13 protein-coding genes and 1 pseudogene are annotated in these 14,970 nt (G+C 67.5%); 9 read left to right on the forward strand and 5 right to left on the reverse strand.

Annotated elements, in window-relative coordinates:
• Both ABD088_RS13060 and ABD088_RS13065 read left to right on the forward strand, forming a co-directional pair.
• Positions 1-539 (forward strand): annotated as a pseudogene (locus ABD088_RS13060) (hypothetical protein); the annotation flags it as partial.
• Positions 540-567: 28 nt separating this feature from the next.
• Positions 568-789, forward strand: coding sequence for an SOS response-associated peptidase family protein (locus ABD088_RS13065; protein ID WP_343902388.1), 222 nt, complete (start codon positions 568-570; stop codon positions 787-789).
• A gap of 257 nt (positions 790-1,046) precedes the next feature.
• Here ABD088_RS13065 and ABD088_RS13070 read toward each other — a convergent pair whose 3' ends face one another.
• Both ABD088_RS13070 and ABD088_RS13075 read right to left on the reverse strand, forming a co-directional pair.
• On the reverse strand, positions 1,047-1,541 hold the full coding sequence (locus ABD088_RS13070; protein WP_343902389.1) for a hypothetical protein: 495 nt from the start codon (positions 1,539-1,541) through the stop codon (positions 1,047-1,049).
• A 356-nt stretch (positions 1,542-1,897) separates the two neighbouring features.
• Complete coding sequence (locus ABD088_RS13075) at positions 1,898-3,415, reverse strand: amino acid permease (RefSeq protein WP_343902390.1); 1,518 nt, start codon at positions 3,413-3,415, stop codon at positions 1,898-1,900.
• Between the two features lie 252 nt (positions 3,416-3,667).
• Here ABD088_RS13075 and ABD088_RS13080 point away from each other — a divergent pair, with 252 nt between their 5' ends.
• The 6 genes from ABD088_RS13080 to ABD088_RS13105 all read left to right on the forward strand — a co-directional run bounded on the left by ABD088_RS13080 (position 3,668) and on the right by ABD088_RS13105 (position 12,474).
• Positions 3,668-4,831: a GuaB3 family IMP dehydrogenase-related protein gene (locus ABD088_RS13080; RefSeq protein WP_343902391.1), complete on the forward strand. Its 1,164-nt coding sequence runs from the start codon at positions 3,668-3,670 to the stop codon at positions 4,829-4,831.
• An 88-nt stretch (positions 4,832-4,919) separates the two neighbouring features.
• The gene (locus ABD088_RS13085; protein ID WP_343902392.1) at positions 4,920-5,420 is read left to right on the forward strand and encodes a PTS sugar transporter subunit IIA; all 501 of its coding nucleotides are present in this window, start codon (positions 4,920-4,922) and stop codon (positions 5,418-5,420) included.
• 98 nt (positions 5,421-5,518) lie between these two features.
• Positions 5,519-6,328, forward strand: coding sequence for an SURF1 family protein (locus tag ABD088_RS13090; protein WP_343902393.1), 810 nt, complete (start codon positions 5,519-5,521; stop codon positions 6,326-6,328).
• The gene (locus tag ABD088_RS13095) at positions 6,325-6,729 is read left to right on the forward strand and encodes a DUF3817 domain-containing protein (protein ID WP_343902394.1); all 405 of its coding nucleotides are present in this window, start codon (positions 6,325-6,327) and stop codon (positions 6,727-6,729) included. The genes ABD088_RS13090 and ABD088_RS13095 overlap by 4 nt, the downstream gene beginning before the upstream one ends.
• A 61-nt stretch (positions 6,730-6,790) precedes the next feature.
• Positions 6,791-8,377: a glutamine-hydrolyzing GMP synthase gene (gene guaA, locus ABD088_RS13100; protein ID WP_343902395.1), complete on the forward strand. Its 1,587-nt coding sequence runs from the start codon at positions 6,791-6,793 to the stop codon at positions 8,375-8,377.
• 218 nt (positions 8,378-8,595) lie between these two features.
• Positions 8,596-12,474 carry a DUF4011 domain-containing protein gene (locus ABD088_RS13105; RefSeq protein ID WP_343902396.1) on the forward strand — a complete coding sequence of 1,293 codons (3,879 nt, stop codon included), beginning with the start codon at positions 8,596-8,598 and terminating at the stop codon, positions 12,472-12,474.
• Positions 12,475-12,479: 5 nt separating this feature from the next.
• On the opposite strand, the gene cpaB is transcribed toward ABD088_RS13105, so the two are convergent.
• The 3 genes from cpaB to ABD088_RS13120 all read right to left on the reverse strand — a co-directional run bounded on the left by cpaB (position 12,480) and on the right by ABD088_RS13120 (position 14,275).
• The gene (gene cpaB, locus ABD088_RS13110; protein WP_343902397.1) at positions 12,480-13,163 is read right to left on the reverse strand and encodes a Flp pilus assembly protein CpaB; all 684 of its coding nucleotides are present in this window, start codon (positions 13,161-13,163) and stop codon (positions 12,480-12,482) included.
• 102 nt (positions 13,164-13,265) lie between these two features.
• On the reverse strand, positions 13,266-13,580 hold the full coding sequence (locus ABD088_RS13115; protein ID WP_343902398.1) for an FmdB family zinc ribbon protein: 315 nt from the start codon (positions 13,578-13,580) through the stop codon (positions 13,266-13,268).
• A 92-nt stretch (positions 13,581-13,672) separates the two neighbouring features.
• Positions 13,673-14,275 carry a 5-formyltetrahydrofolate cyclo-ligase gene (locus ABD088_RS13120; RefSeq protein ID WP_343902420.1) on the reverse strand — a complete coding sequence of 201 codons (603 nt, stop codon included), beginning with the start codon at positions 14,273-14,275 and terminating at the stop codon, positions 13,673-13,675.
• Between the two features lie 66 nt (positions 14,276-14,341).
• On the opposite strand from ABD088_RS13120, the gene ABD088_RS13125 reads away from it, so the two are divergent.
• Positions 14,342-14,968 (forward strand): GNAT family N-acetyltransferase, encoded by a 627-nt coding sequence (locus tag ABD088_RS13125; protein WP_343902399.1) that lies wholly within the window; start codon positions 14,342-14,344, stop codon positions 14,966-14,968.
• Positions 14,969-14,970: the final 2 nt, after the last annotated feature.

Genomic DNA, 14,970 nt, shown 5'->3' on the forward strand with positions numbered 1-14,970 from the left:
GAACGGGGCGCGCACAACAAGCCATCAGCGACGAGGCCCGCTGGACGGCCATCAACCGTCTCGTCGACGATGAGTCCCTTTCGTTGACCGTCCGCCTGGCGGGGCTATTCGTCCTGCTCTACGCCCAGCCCGTCACCACCTGCGTCCGGTTGCTGCATTCCAACGTTGTCTGCACGCAGACATCGGTGGCAATCCGCTTCGCGTCGACGGCCATAGAAATGCCACGTCCCGTCGCCCAACTGGTCAAGCGATACCTGCAGTCGCCCACACAGCGGGCCATCTACAGGAGCCCTGAGCACCAGTGGTTCTTCGAAGGCCTGATGGCGGGTACGCACATGAGCGAGGCGAACATGCGCTTGCTGCTGCATAATGCGGGTCTGGAGCCGCTCCGGGCACGGGGAGCGGCCCTACGCCACCTAACTGTCGCCTTGCCAGCGCGCATCGCGGCCGACGCACTGGGAATATCAACCGGAACAGCGACCACCTGGGCAAGACTCTCTGGTGGAACCTGGAAGGACTACCCCGGTCTCCGGAGGTGAACTATTCGATTAGGGCAAACTGGAATACATGACTTCCACCAACACGGACGGCGACATGGTGTCCCGGTTTGGGATCGACGAGGCGGTGGGGGTACAGCTGCGCCCCAACTGGAATGTGGCGCCGACGCAGAGGGTGCGCATTTTCCTGGAACGCGACCACGAGGGTGGCAGCGGGTCTTCCAGGCGCCTGGAGACCGCCCGCTGGGGGCTTGTTCCTGTCTGGGCGAATGACCGCAGCGTCAGTCAATGACGCAGGACAGGGTGGTCGAGATCGCAGACATCTCACAGGCCTGAGTGTCACCTATTGAGGGAGGTGCCATCGAGCGCGCGCAAATTGTCACGTTGCAGCGGTATGTTGAGGCTCTGGGGGAACGATTCAAGTAACAGCCAACTTCGAATCGACGGAGTATTCGCTCGTATAGGACTAGGCGATGGCGCCGGCCGTCCAGCACGGAGAGCCGGAGCCTTATCCATGTTCCGGCACATGGGTGCGGTGCCACTTGGTCTCTAGGCGGAAAGATCCTTGAGCAGCGCAGGGTAGAGCCGTCGTGCGGATTCAGTTGCATCCGAATTCGAGTCGGGGGAAAGCGGCAATGTGAACTGATCGCCGGCTGCAAGCGTCAGCTTCAACCTTGTGATCAGGTGCCGGTTGGTAAACGACGAGGACTCGATTGATTCAGGTGCCTCGAGCACCTCAATGCCTACGATTGTGTTGCGGCTGTGCACCTCCACGGTAAAAACGTTTGGGTCCAGGACCCCGGCGAACCGAAAGACGTGGCGCGCGTTCATGGCAACGATTTCAATTTCGTCGTTTTCGATGTTGATGGCTCGGGAGTCGATCAATTCGGGTTCATCTTCACCGAGCGCGAAGACGAATGCAATGACGAGGCGCCAGACGGGTTGGCCTTCTCGTGTTCGGCACGGTTGGTGCCAATCATCGAAAAGTCCCATGTTGATGGCTTGGTTGATGCCCCGGGCCTTCTGCCTGTTGGTGTCGTCCATTGGAATAGCCCACTGGAGAGTGCGAATGATGGATTGACCATAGCTCCGAAAAGCGGGACTCGGTAGGTCGGAATACACGGAAGTTATGCGCAGAATTCCATAACCGGGGGATGAGTGGGCGGGAGCGGGCTTAGGGCAATTCCTGGGTAAAATCGGGCACTCTTTGACGAGATAACCGCTGAAGTACCACCGCGTCTGAAATCGCTAGAATCCGGCGCTTCTTGCAGCTTCATGGCGTCCAAAAGGCATTCGAGTCCCACTGCGGGGTAGGAGCCGTCGCGGCCGATGACCGGCACGTACGGATGGCAGGACCTGCGCCCCGCCGTCCATCCGGCGGGCGCACGCGGGGCAAGGACCTACGGTGTCGTGCCGCGGGACGCGCTGACGTATTCCCCTGCGTCATCCGGACCGGACAGGTCCATCTCCCGCAAGGGCACGATCCGCGAGCGGGTGGCCAGCCGGTGGGCCAGCCAGAGCCCCAGGAAGATCGGCACGCCGATGTAGGAGGAGAGCACCTCCATGCCCTGGCCGGCCAGCACCGCCTGGTAGTTCTGCCCGGCGATCACCAGGATGAGCACCACGAAGGCCACCAGCGGGCCCACGGGGAAGAATGCCGCCCGGTACGGCAGCTCCGCGACGGTATGGCCCTGGGCCAAGAACCCGCGCCGGAACCTGTAGTGCGAGATCGCGATCCCCGCCCAGACGATGAAGCCGCACAGCCCCGAGACGTTCAGCAGCCAGGCGTAGGCGGCTCCCTGGCCGACGATGGCGCTCAGGAACCCGAAGAGCCCCACCCCGGCGGTGGCCAGCAGGGCGGGCATCGGGACCCCGCGCCGGTTGGTCCGTCCGAAGATGGCCGGGGCCTTGCGGTCATGTGCCATTGCGTAGAGCATGCGGGTGGAGGCGTAGAGACCCGAGTTCCCGGCGGAGAGGATGGCGGTGAGGATGACGGCGTTCATCAGGGCGGCGGCGAAGGCGATGCCCGCGTGCTCGAACACCAGGGTGAACGGGGAAGCCGCCACGTCGGCCTCGCCGGAAGCCAGCAGGCTCGGGTCGGTGAACGGGACCAGGCAGCCGATGATGAAGATCGCGCCAATGTAGAAGAGCATGATGCGCCAGAAGACCGAGCGGATGGCGCGTGGAACCTCACGGCGCGGGTTCTTCGCCTCACCCGCTGCCACACCGACCAGCTCGGTGCCCTGGAAGGAGAAACCGGCGATCATGAACACGGAGATGATCGAGACGAACCCGCCGTGGAAGACGTCTCCTGGGTTCTTCCAGTTGCTGAACCCGGGGGAGCTGCCCCCCAGGATGCCGAAGATCATCAGGGAACCGGCAATGAGGAAGACGACGACGGCGATCACCTTGATCAGGGCCAACCAGAACTCGCCTTCGCCAAAGGCCTTGGCCGACAGGGCGTTCAGGCCCGTCAGCAGCACCAGGAACGTCCCGGCCCACACCCACCCGGGGACCCCGGGCAGCCAGAAGTCCATGATGATCCCGGCGGCCACCAGTTCTGCGGCCACGGTGATGGCCCAGTTGAACCAGTAGTTCCAGCCGATGGCGAAGCCGAAGGAGGGGGAGACGAACCGGGTGGCATAGGTCTGGAATGACCCGGCAACCGGGATCTTGGCCGACATCTCGCCGAGGGACTGCATGAGCAGGAACACCATCAGCCCGACCGCCGCGTAGGCGACCAGGGCGCCGCCTGGCCCGGCCTGGGCGATCGTGCCACCCGAGGCAACGAACAACCCGGTGCCGATGGAACCGCCGATGGCAATCATCTGGAGGTGTCGGCTGCTCAGACCACGTTTGAGCTCGTTGCCCGCGGTGTCCGCATCGGGGCGGTCCGCGACGCGCTGGTTCAGGTCCATGGGAGCCTTTCGGCTGGTGGGTGGTGCGGAGGGCAGCCGGCCTGCGGCCGGTGCTCCGAGTCTGGTGGTCCAGCACGCGGCGGGCAACCGCCGCGCGTGGGCACGTGATGACGCTGGCGGCACCGTCAATTATGACGCCCCATCAGCCGTGGAGGGGAATCGGCGCCACGGCGCCCGCCGATGACCTGTGGTGGGGGAGCGGGAACCACGCCCGAACGGCGGCGTTGCCGCCCGCGCTGATAGGCTGGCCCGGTGACTTACGAGATTGAGATCGGCCGCGCCAAGCGCGGCGTGCGGGCCTATTCGCTGGACGACGTCGCCGTCGTCCCCCACCGCCGCACGCGGGACCCGCACGACGTATCCGTCAAGTGGCAGATCGATGCCTACCAGTTCTCCAGCCCCATCATCGGTGCACCCATGGACTCGGTCATGAGCCCCGCGACGGCCATCGCCCTGGGCAAGCTCGGCAGCCTGGGCGTGTTGAACCTCGAAGGCCTCTGGACCCGCTATGAGGACCCCGAACCGGTCCTGGCGGAAATCACTTCGCTGGAGGCGGACCGTGACTCCGGGCATGCGGCAGGTGCACACGTCAGCCCCACCGTCACCGCCCGGCTCCAGGAGCTGTACCAGGCACCGATCCAGCCCGAACTCATCACCTCCCGCCTGGCGGAGATCCGTGAGGCGGGCGTGACCGTCGCCGGGTCGTTGACCCCCCAGCGCACGCAGGAGTTCTACAAGACCGTCATCGCCGCCGGAGTGGACATCTTCGTCATCCGCGGCACCACCGTCTCCGCGGAGCACGTCTCGCAGAACCAGGAACCGCTGAACCTCAAGCAGTTCATCTACGAACTCGATGTGCCGGTGATCGTCGGCGGCGCCGCCGGCTACACCCCGGCCCTGCACCTGATGCGCACCGGGGCCGCAGGCGTCCTGGTCGGTTTCGGGGGCGGGGCCACGGCCACCACCCGCCGCGCGCTGGGCATCCATGCCCCCATGGCCACCGCCATTTCCGACGTTGCCGCGGCCCGCCGCGACTACCTCGACGAATCCGGTGGCCGCTACGTCCACGTCATCGCCGATGGCGGTTTGGGCACCAGCGGCGACATCGTCAAGGCCATCGCCATGGGCGCCGACGCCGTGATGCTCGGCAGCGCCCTCGCCCGCGCCGAAGAGGCCCCGGGCCGCGGATGGCACTGGGGCGTCGAGGCCCACCACGGCAACAGCCCGCGCGGGGACCGGGTGCGCGTCGGCACCGTGGGACCGCTCGAGGAGGTCTTGTACGGCCCGTCCCGCCACACCAACGGCACGTCGAACCTCGTCGGTGCGCTGCGCCGGGCGATGGCCACCACCGGATATTCGGAGCTCAAGGAATTCCAGCGCGTTGACGTCGTCGTCTCGCCCTACGAAGCTGGATGACATGACGACCTGCGGGTGCTCGACCCGGCGTTCCGTGAAACCTCCGGGGAACAGCCGGACGACGAGTCCGCTGATGAGACACGACTGAATGTGGAAGACATTGTCCCCGTACGCGACTGACCACGACGCAGAACTCACCACACCCGAGCTGGTGGTCCTGGAGATGCAGGCTGCCGACCGCCGGGAAGCCGTCCGGCTCCTGGCCGGTCGACTGTACGACGCCGGCAGGATCGATGATCTCGAGGGTTTCGTGGGCGAGGTCGAGGCACGCGAGCACCAGCTGGCCACCGGCCTGCCGGGGGGCATCGGCATGCCGCACGCCCGCACGCACCATGCCGACGTCGTCTCCATCGCCGTCGGAATCACCGCCTTCGGGCACTCCCTGGACTTCGGCTCCGCCGATGGTCCGGCGACGGTGATCCTGTTGCTGGCCACACCGGCGGGAAGCTATTCACTGCACTTGCAGGTCCTGGCGACCCTCGCCCGGAGCCTGTCGAAGCAGGCCTTCCGTGAGTCGCTGCGTCGCGCCTACGACGCAGAGGTCATTGCGGACCTGGTCAATTCCACGGTCGACTTCACCGACGTCTGAGAGCTCGACGCCGAGAGGGGCCCGCGCCGCGTGCCGCAGGACGGGGCACCGAGGCGCGCATTCGCTCTTCTACAGGGCATCGAAGTAGGCTGGAGCCTGTGTTCAAGACTGCCCTGAAGCCCAAATGGATCCTCGCTCTCGTCGGCGCACTCCTGGCGGCGAGCGGCTTCGTCCTCTTGAGTCAATGGCAGTTTTCCCGATCGCAGGATGCGCCGCCACCGCCGGTGTCCACCACCGAATCCGCGGTCCCCCTGACCAGCCACTTCAAGCCGGCCACCGTGATGTTCGAATCCGCCGCCGACCAGGTCGTCAGCGCGAGCGGCCATTTCGTCCAAGGCAAGCAGGTTCTCGTCAGGAACCGCCTCCAGGACGGAGTCAAGGGCTACTGGGTGGTCGCCGCCTTCGAGGTCGACGGTGCGCCGAAACACAACACCATTCCCGTCGTCCGGGGATGGCAGCCCGAGCCCACACAGCCCCCTGCGGCTCCGGCAGGCGAACTTGACCTCACCGGCCGACTCCTCCCCACCGAGGCACCCATCGACGGCAAGCCCGACGGGGATCCGGGATTGAAATCCCTCTCCGTCGCCCAGCTGATCAACATCTGGGACATCCCCTCCTACAGCGGCTTCATCGTCGCCTTCGACGTCGCCACCCCGGCGGGAGCCGACGCAGGAGCATCCGCTGCAGGGCTCGAACAGGTCAATGTCGGACCCCAGCCGCAGGACCAGGAACTGAACTGGCTGAACATCTTCTACGGCATCGAATGGGTCGTCTTCGCCGGCTTCGCCGTCTTCCTATGGTGGCGCCTGGTGGTCGACGACTACCGCCGTGAACAGGAAGACCTCGAGGACGACCTGGCCGCAGCCCACGCAACATCCACCCCCACCAACCCCGAGGACCAGCAGTGACCAACCAGCCCACCCCGGCCCCCCGCAAACGTCGTTTCGCCGGAACGCCGGCACAGATCCGCAGCGCCGCAACCTTCTACAAGGTCCTGGCCTACGCCACCGGCGTGATGCTGCTGCTGCTCTGCATCGAGATGATCGCCAAATACGCGTTCAACTTCGAGGCCTACATCGGATCGCTGAACCTCTCGACCACCGTGCTGATCGTGCACGGCTGGATGTACGTGATCTACCTCGCAGCGGACTTCAACCTGTGGTCCAAGATGCGCTGGCCCTTCAGCCGCTTCATCACCATCGCCCTGGGTGGTGTGGTGCCGCTGCTCTCATTCATCATGGAAAAGAAGGTCCACGGGGAGGTCGAGCGCGAGCTGCGCGAGCACCCCGAGGCCGCCAAGCGGTACTAGACGGAAGCCCTTTCCCCGCCCAAGGTGCGTCTGGGGCCTACTGGCGACTAAGCTGGACTGCGTGACCAACCCAGCCCCCACCCCAGAGCACCAGCCGGTTCTGGTCGTCGACTACGGAGCCCAGTACGCGCAGCTGATTGCACGCCGCGTCCGCGAGGCCAACGTTTACTCGGAGATCGTCCCGCACACCTTCACCACCGAACAGATCCTGGCCAAGAACCCCTCGGCCATCATCCTTTCCGGCGGCCCCTCGAGCGTCTACGCGGACGGGGCCCCGCACGTCGGCGCCGACCTCTTCGAAGCGGGCGTCCCGGTATTGGGCATCTGCTACGGCTTCCAGGCAATGGCCAATGCCCTCGGCGGCACGGTCGCCGAGACCGGCCTGCGCGAATACGGCTCCACCGATGCCACCGCCACCGGCGCCGCCCGTTCCCTCTTGGAGGGGCTGCCCGCGGACCAGAAGGTCTGGATGAGCCACGGCGACTCCGTGCAGGAGGCGCCTGCCGGCTTCGAGGTCCTTGCCTCCACCGCCGGCGCACCCGTCGCCGCCTTCGCCAACGCCGACAAGCGCCTCTTCGGGGTGCAATGGCACCCCGAGGTCAAGCACTCGGTCTACGGCCAGCGCGTGCTGGAGAACTTCCTGTTCAAGGGAGCAGGACTCGAACCGTCCTGGACGACCGGAAACATCGTCGAGGAACAGGTGGAGAAGATCCGCGCCCAGGTCGGCACCGGCCGTGCCATCTGCGGGCTCTCCGGCGGCGTTGACTCAGCCGTCGCCGCAGCACTGGTCCAGGAGGCCATCGGGGACCAACTCACCTGCGTCTTCGTGAACCACGGATTGCTGCGCGAAGGCGAAGCCGAACAGGTCGAGCGCGACTTCGTCGCCGCCACCGGCGCCAAGCTGTACATCGCCGACGAACGCGAACGCTTCCTGACCGCGCTGAAGGACGTCACCGACCCGGAGACCAAGCGCAAGATCATCGGGCGGGAATTCATCCGCGCCTTCGAGGCCTCCGAGGCTGCCATCATGGCCGAAGCCGCAGACACCGGCGAGCCCGTCCGGTTCCTCGTCCAGGGCACCTTGTACCCCGACGTCGTGGAATCCGGCGGCGGCGAAGGGGCAGCCAACATCAAGAGCCACCACAACGTCGGTGGCCTGCCCGAGGACCTGCAGTTCGAGCTCGTGGAACCGCTGCGCGCGCTGTTCAAGGATGAGGTCCGTTCCGTCGGGGCCCAGCTGGGCCTGCCCGCGGAAATCGTCCAGCGCCAGCCGTTCCCCGGCCCCGGCCTGGGGATCCGCATCATCGGCTCGGTCGACGAGGAACGCCTCGCGCTGCTGCGCAAGGCCGACGCCATCGCCCGCGCCGAACTGACCAACGCAGGACTGGACCAGGAGGTCTGGCAGATGCCAGTCGTGCTCCTTGCCGATGTCCGCTCGGTGGGCGTCCAAGGCGACGGCCGCACCTACGGGCACCCGATCGTGCTGCGTCCGGTCTCCTCCGAAGACGCCATGACCGCCGACTGGTCCCGCCTGCCCTACGACCTGCTGGCGCGGATCTCCAACCGCATCACCAACGAGGTCGATGGGGTCAACCGGGTGGTCCTGGATGTCACCAGCAAGCCGCCGGGAACCATCGAATGGGAGTAGGCGCGCTTCCCCTGACGGGGTGCCGCTGACACGGAGGGAGGGCCCAGCCCCTCCCTCCGTGTGCTTAACCCCGCGGGGTGGTGTTTTGATCAGGCAAGCGCGGCCGTATTTCGCGTACCTTAAGTAGTGGCCTGCGCCGTTAACCGCGCATCGGCTGGCCCCCTCCACCCGGTACGGGTGGGGATGCAGGGCTCAAACGTGAGGAAGGTGGTGTTCCGGTGGTAGGGACGCAACAAAGCGAGGCGGCATTGGCCGATTGGCTGGAGAAGCTCGGTCCAGGGGCGGGAACCGACACCCTGCTGCGCTTTGCCGGATCGACGTCCAACTGCATCGACATCACCCACACGCACCCTTCCGGCCTGGCCCAGTTCCTCGCCGGCCGCCGTACCCGCCTGTCCATGCTGCTGCGCGACGTCGACGCCTACAACCAGGCCCGCCGCACCGCCCGTGCGCTGCGTGCGAAAATCCGTGAACTCTCCGAGGACCGCGGCATCGATGTCGGATACCTCGCCTCCGGCGTCGCCACCTGGCGTGCCGTGCAGGACGGGCGCTCCGAGCAGTTCAGCGCGCCCATCATGCTGGGACGGATCTCCTTGACCCTGCGTGAGGGACAAGACGACGAAGAGATCCAGCTGGCAGGTCGCGCCCAGGTCAACCCGGCACTGGTCAGGTACCTGCAGGAGCAGCAGGGACTGGCCATCGACGTCGAGGCGTTGGAACAGGCCGCGTACATGACCGCCCGCTTCGACCCCCGGCGGGCCCTGGACAGCCTGCGCGAGCAAGTTGCCTCGCTGCCCGGCACCGTCATCGAACACCGCTTGCTCGTCTCGACCTTCGCCGACCTGGCCGACCCGGCGGATCCGTCCCGGATCGACACCTCCCATCACGTGATCTCCCGCCTGTTGGCCGTCGACGCCGGAGAGGACATCGAGGTTCCGGAACCCGAGGTCACGGTCCTGAGCAGCGACGAGCGCAACCCCGCCGACGAATCACTGGTCCTCGACGCCGACGAGAGCCAGCAGGCCGTGCTGGACCTGGTCGGCGCCGGTGAATCCGTCGTGGTCTCCAGCCCGCCCGGCACGGGGCAGACGCAGACCGCAGTCAATGCCGCAGCGATCCTGGCCGGACAAGGCAAACGGGTCCTCGTCGTCGCCGAACGCCGGGACACCGCCCGCAGCCTGAATGAGAAACTGGCAGCACTGGACCTGGGCTCCATGGCCCTGCGACTGTCCCCGGAAGTGGGCCCCGAGGAACTCCGCTCCCAATTGACCCAGGCCATCCTGCGCAACGAGCGTGCCACCGAGCCCCAGCTGGGCAAACTGCACCAGCGACTCACCGAACACCGCCACGCACTGCTGGACCACGTGAATTCCCTGCACAACGTGCGCAGCCGCTGGAGCTGCTCGCCGTACCAGGCCATGCAGGAACTGGCCCGGCTGACCGCCATGGACCCGGCCCCGTCCACGTCGGTACGGCTCAAGCGTTCGGTGCTCGACAGCATCAGCGACCGCGGGGAAACCGCCGTTCGGCTGCGCCGCGCCGCCGAGGTCGGCAGCTTCGCCCGGGCCACCACGCTCAGCCCCTGGTACGGCGCCCGCTTGCGCAACCGCCGCGAAACCGACGACGCGCTGGCCCTGGCCTCCAGCCTGGCCGAAGACCTGCCGGAGCTGCATCAGCGGATGCTCACAGTCGCCGAACACTCCGAAATCACCTTGGGCACGACCTTTGCCGAATGGGGTGCCCAACTGGATCTGCTGGTCGCCGTGCGCGCCAGCCTGGACAAGTTCGAACCCGATATTTTCGACCGGTCGGTCGAAGACCTCATCAGCGCCACGGCAAGCACCTCCTGGCGGCGTGAACGCGGGATCGAAATGAGCTCCATCACCCGCTCCCGCCTGCGCCGCGTGGCCAAGGAATACGTCCGGCCCGGGGTGCACATCTCCGACCTGCACGCCTCCATCGAGGAGGTCCAGGAACAGCGGGAAATGTGGAACAGCTACGCCACCAGCCAACGCCACCCCAAGGTGCCCACTGGCCTGCTCGAGCTCGACAAGTCCTACCGGGATGCCAGCGATCGCCTGGACCAGCTGGTGCAGGCACTGGCTCCCGCTGGTGCCGGCGTCGAACTGCAGCACCTGCCCATCGAGGATCTCGTGGCCCGGCTCCAGGGACTGGTCGACAGCGAGGAAGCGCTGCACGTGCTGCCCGAACGGACCCTGGTCCTGGAGCAACTGCGGGAGCAGGGACTCGGCGAACTGCTCGAGGACCTGTCCGCCCGCGAGGTCGGTGCCGACGAGGTCGCCGCCGAACTCGACCTGGCCTGGTGGCAGTCGGCCCTGGAAGCCATGATCAGTGGCGACGAATACCTGGCCATGGCGGACGGGGCGAGCCTGCGCCGGCTCGAAGCCGACTACCGCCTCGCCGACAACGCACATATCGCCTCCGGTGCCTCCCGGCTGCGCTGGCAGCTGGCCCTGCGCTGGAAGGCCGCCCTGGCCGACCACCGAGCGGCCTCCCGCGAATTGCGCATGATGCTCAAGGACGGCGAGCCGGGCCTTGAGGACCTTGCCGGTCTCGGCGTCGGCCTGGTCAACGCCCTGGTGCCCGTCTGGGTGGGGTCGCCCCTGCTGATCCCCGCCGTCGTCCCGGAGGACGTCGAGTTCGACGCCGTGATCCTGTTGGACGCGGACGCGCTCTCCCTGCGCTCGGCGATCGGCTCGATCAGCCGCTCCGGCCAGGTCATCGCCTTCGGCGATGCCATGCTGGGCAAACCGCGCGGCTTCCACGTTTCGGTGGACCCGACCGCCTCCGCCCGGGAACCCCGGGAACCGGTCAGCACCTTCGAGGCCCTGTCCACCGTATTGCCGCTGCGCCGGCTGCGCACCGTCTACCGCGGCGTGGACGAGGGACTTACCGAGACCCTGGGACGGGCCTACTATTCCGGCTCGTTGCACCGCCTGCCCGCGGCACGCGCCATGTCCGACGGCACCCCGTCGTTGTCGGTGGACTATGTTCCCGACGGCACCGGAATGCCCGGCGTCGGCGTCGAGGGCGTGGAAACGACCGTGGCGGAAGTCAACCGCGTCGTGGACCTGGTCTTCGGCCACATCCGCCGCCGCCCGACCCGCTCGCTGGCCGTGATCGCCGCCAACCAGCGCCACGCGGCACGCATCGCCGAGGCCATCTCCCTGCAACTGCCCAACTACCCCTGGGCACAGTCATTCTTCAAGGGCACCAACGAGCCCTTCCAGGTCTCCTCGGTGGAACGGGCCCACGGGCTCGTCCGTGACGCGGTGATCTTCTCGCTCGGCTTCGGGCGCACCCCGCACGGCAAGAGCCTGCACGAATTCGGTCCCTTGTCCTCCGAACGCGGTGACGAGTTGTTCGTCACCGGGGTCACCCGCTCGCGCGACCTGCTGCACCTGGTCAGCGCCGTGGCACCCGGGGACCTGGACCTGGACCGGGTGGCCAGCGGTGCCCGGCAGTTCATCGAACTCGTCGGACGCGTCCGTTCCGGCGAATCCGGGGTCACCGGGGACGGCCATGAGCTGGAAGATCCGCTGGTAGCGGACCTGAAGGCCCGGCTCGAGGCTGCCGGGGCAACGGTCAAGCAACGTTACCGCGGCGTCCTGGACCTGGCTGCCCAGGCAGCAGATACCTCCGACGGCGCCGACCTGCCCCTGGCGGTCGTCTCCGACGGAACCGATTCCTACCGCCAGATGACGGTGCGGGAACGCAGCCGCCTGCGTCCGCAGCTGCTCGAGTCCATGGGCTGGCGCTACCTCCCGCTGTGGACGATCGACGTGTTCTCTGACCCGGCAAGCATCGCCTCCAAGATGGCACGCCTGCTGGGACTGGAAGACGAAGCCGAGACGACAGTGGACCGGGAGGCCGACATGGAAGCAGGACAGCAGGGACGACGCAAGCCCACCGACGCCGAGGCCATGGATGCCCCGGAAGGGGAGTCCGCCGGCCGCCACACCGCCGGGCCGGTGCTGCCGAATCGTGCCGCCGACGACGATCCGAAACGCTGGGGCGACCGCGAGGGCGACCACGACCAGTGGCTGCGCGAGCAGCGGCCACCCCACTGGGGCTAAACCCTTTACCCGGGGCCGACCAGGACGAGGAAGATCTTTCCCCGTGCGGCGGCCCCGGCCAGTTCCGCAGAGTCCTGCCGCGAGGCGGCCACCACCACCATGCCCGCTGCATCGCCGCCGTCGAGCCACGATCCAGCGGATCCGGTGGGCACCCACAGCACCGGAACGCGCTCGGCAATGACCTTCGAGTCCACGGCACGTTCGTAGCCGTTGCCCTGGCTGAGGACCACATCAACCAGCTGCCCCGGGGAGAGCAACCCGATCGTCTCGGTGTCGCTGGGACGGACCGGCACCGCGACGGTGCCCGGCGGGGAGCCGGTCAGCAGGCCGGGCCCCACCAGCATGGTCGCCGCCACGGGTGAACCGGCGGCCACCGGAATGGCGAGCTGCTGCCCCGCGGCGTCCCCCACGGAATCCAGGACGTCGGGAGGCAGCGCGCGGTCGGCCACCTGGGCGAGGTGCAACGACCCGGAATCCAGTACGGTACCCGAGGGCAGATCGCGGGCGGCCACCAGGACGGGAACGGTTTCGGTGTGTTCCGGGGCCAGCGCTGACAGGGAGGCGGCCACCGCGAGGGCGGCGAGGACCGCGGCCAGGGGGCGCCGGTAGACGGCCAGCACCTCACGCCAGGAACGGCGGTACCGGGTGGAACGGTCGGGGGCCCTGACAGGACGACGGCGGGATCTCATCCACCCAGTCGGCCATACGGACTCCGGTGCCGTACCGGGCGGCACGGCAGGTGGGGACGGAACGCCTCCCACGGCCGGTCGACGGCCGCGGTGAGGGGCAGGTCAGGAGTTGGTGGAGACCTTTTCGCCGGTGCTGCTCGAGGACGTGGTGGCCGGGCTCGGGGACGCCGAACCGGCGGAACCACTGTCACCGGAGGACGGCTTGGCGGGGGCGGCTGCGGGTGCCGATCCGTTGGAGGCGTTGCGCGAATCGGTGCGGTAGAAGCCGGAGCCCTTGAAGACCACGCCCACGCTGTTGAACTTCTTGCGCAGGTTCCCGTGGCAGACGGGGCACTCGGTCAGCGAATCCTCGGTAAAGGACTGCACGGTTTCGAATGCGTGATCGCAGTCCTTGCAGGCGTAGGCGTAAGTCGGCATCGTGTTCCTTCGTTGCACTGGTTTCGGCGGAGGACCCGGCAGGTCCCGCGGGGTCGTCTTGGCACTCGCATCCACCGAGTGCCAATTCTACCTCATGGTGCCAGCGGTTCGCCGATCCAGGTGATCCCCGCCGACGTGAGGACCCCGTCCACCGGCTGGTCCTGCGGGCCGACCTCGAAGGTGCCGGAGGGGACCAGTTCGTGTTCGTAGACCATGGCGAGCAGCACCGGCGGGTGGGCCAGCGGCCGCAGCGAGGAGATGAACCGGTCGTAGTAGCCGCCGCCCTGGCCGAGCCGGCCACCGGAGGGATCCACCGCCTGGGCCGGGACCAGCACCACGGCGACGTCCTCCATCACTTCCAGCCCATGGCGTTCCCCCACCGGTTCGTCGATGGGCGCCACCGTGGCCCGGGCCATGGGCACCCCGGGGTACCAATCGGCCCACGACAACCGGCGTTCGGGCTCGCAGATGGGCACCAGGGCCCGATGCCCGCGGCGGTGCAGATCGGCCAGCAAATCCGCGGTCGGGGGCTCGGCACCATAGGAGAGGACCGAGGTGAGGGTGCGTGCCCCGCCGTCGTGCCCGAGCCAGTCGAGCAGGTGCCCCTGGATGCCCTGGGCCTCGCGCCGTCGTCGTTCCGGATCCATTTCCCGACGTAGGGATCGGAAGTGCGTGCGGGCCGCCGCCTTTGACATGGTCTCCACCCCTCGATCGTAGGCCACGGTGCGTGCGGGCGGCCCGGCGGCGGATAAGCTGGCGGCATGGAATTCGGGACCGGTTCATGGCCGGTGACTCTGGAGAGCGGCGACCTGCTGCTGCGTCCCCTGCGGTACCGCGACAAGGCAGAGTGGATGGCACTCAAACGCCGCAACGCCAACTGGCTCCAGCCCTGGGAGGCCTCGGCGCCCGTGGCCGGGGGAGCGCCGCCGACCTACCGCGAAATGGTCGCCTCGCTGAACCGGCAGGCCCGTTCCGGACTGACGTTGCCGTGGATGATCGCCCGGCGTGAGGGCCCGCGCGGTGCGCCGGTGATGGTCGGGCAGCTGACCGTCTCCGGCATCATGTGGGGTTCGGCGTTGAACGCCTCGCTGGGGTATTGGATCGATGCGGCCCACGCCGGCGCCGGGATCACCCCGCACGCCGTGGCCCTGGCGACCGACTACTGCTTCGGCACCCTGGGGCTGCACCGCATGGAGATCAACATCCGACCCGAAAACGCGCCCAGCCTGCGCGTGGTGGAGAAGCTGGGGTTCCGCGACGAGGGGGTGCGCGAGCGCTTCCTGCACATCAACGGGGCCTGGAGCGACCACCGGACGTTCGCGTTGACCGCAGACGAGGTCCCCGAAGGCTTGCTGCATCGCTGGCTCGCGGACGGCGCCACCCGCTGAAG

The organism is Arthrobacter rhombi (assembly GCF_039526245.1).
Classification (GTDB): Bacteria; Actinomycetota; Actinomycetes; order Actinomycetales; family Micrococcaceae; genus Arthrobacter_H; species Arthrobacter_H rhombi.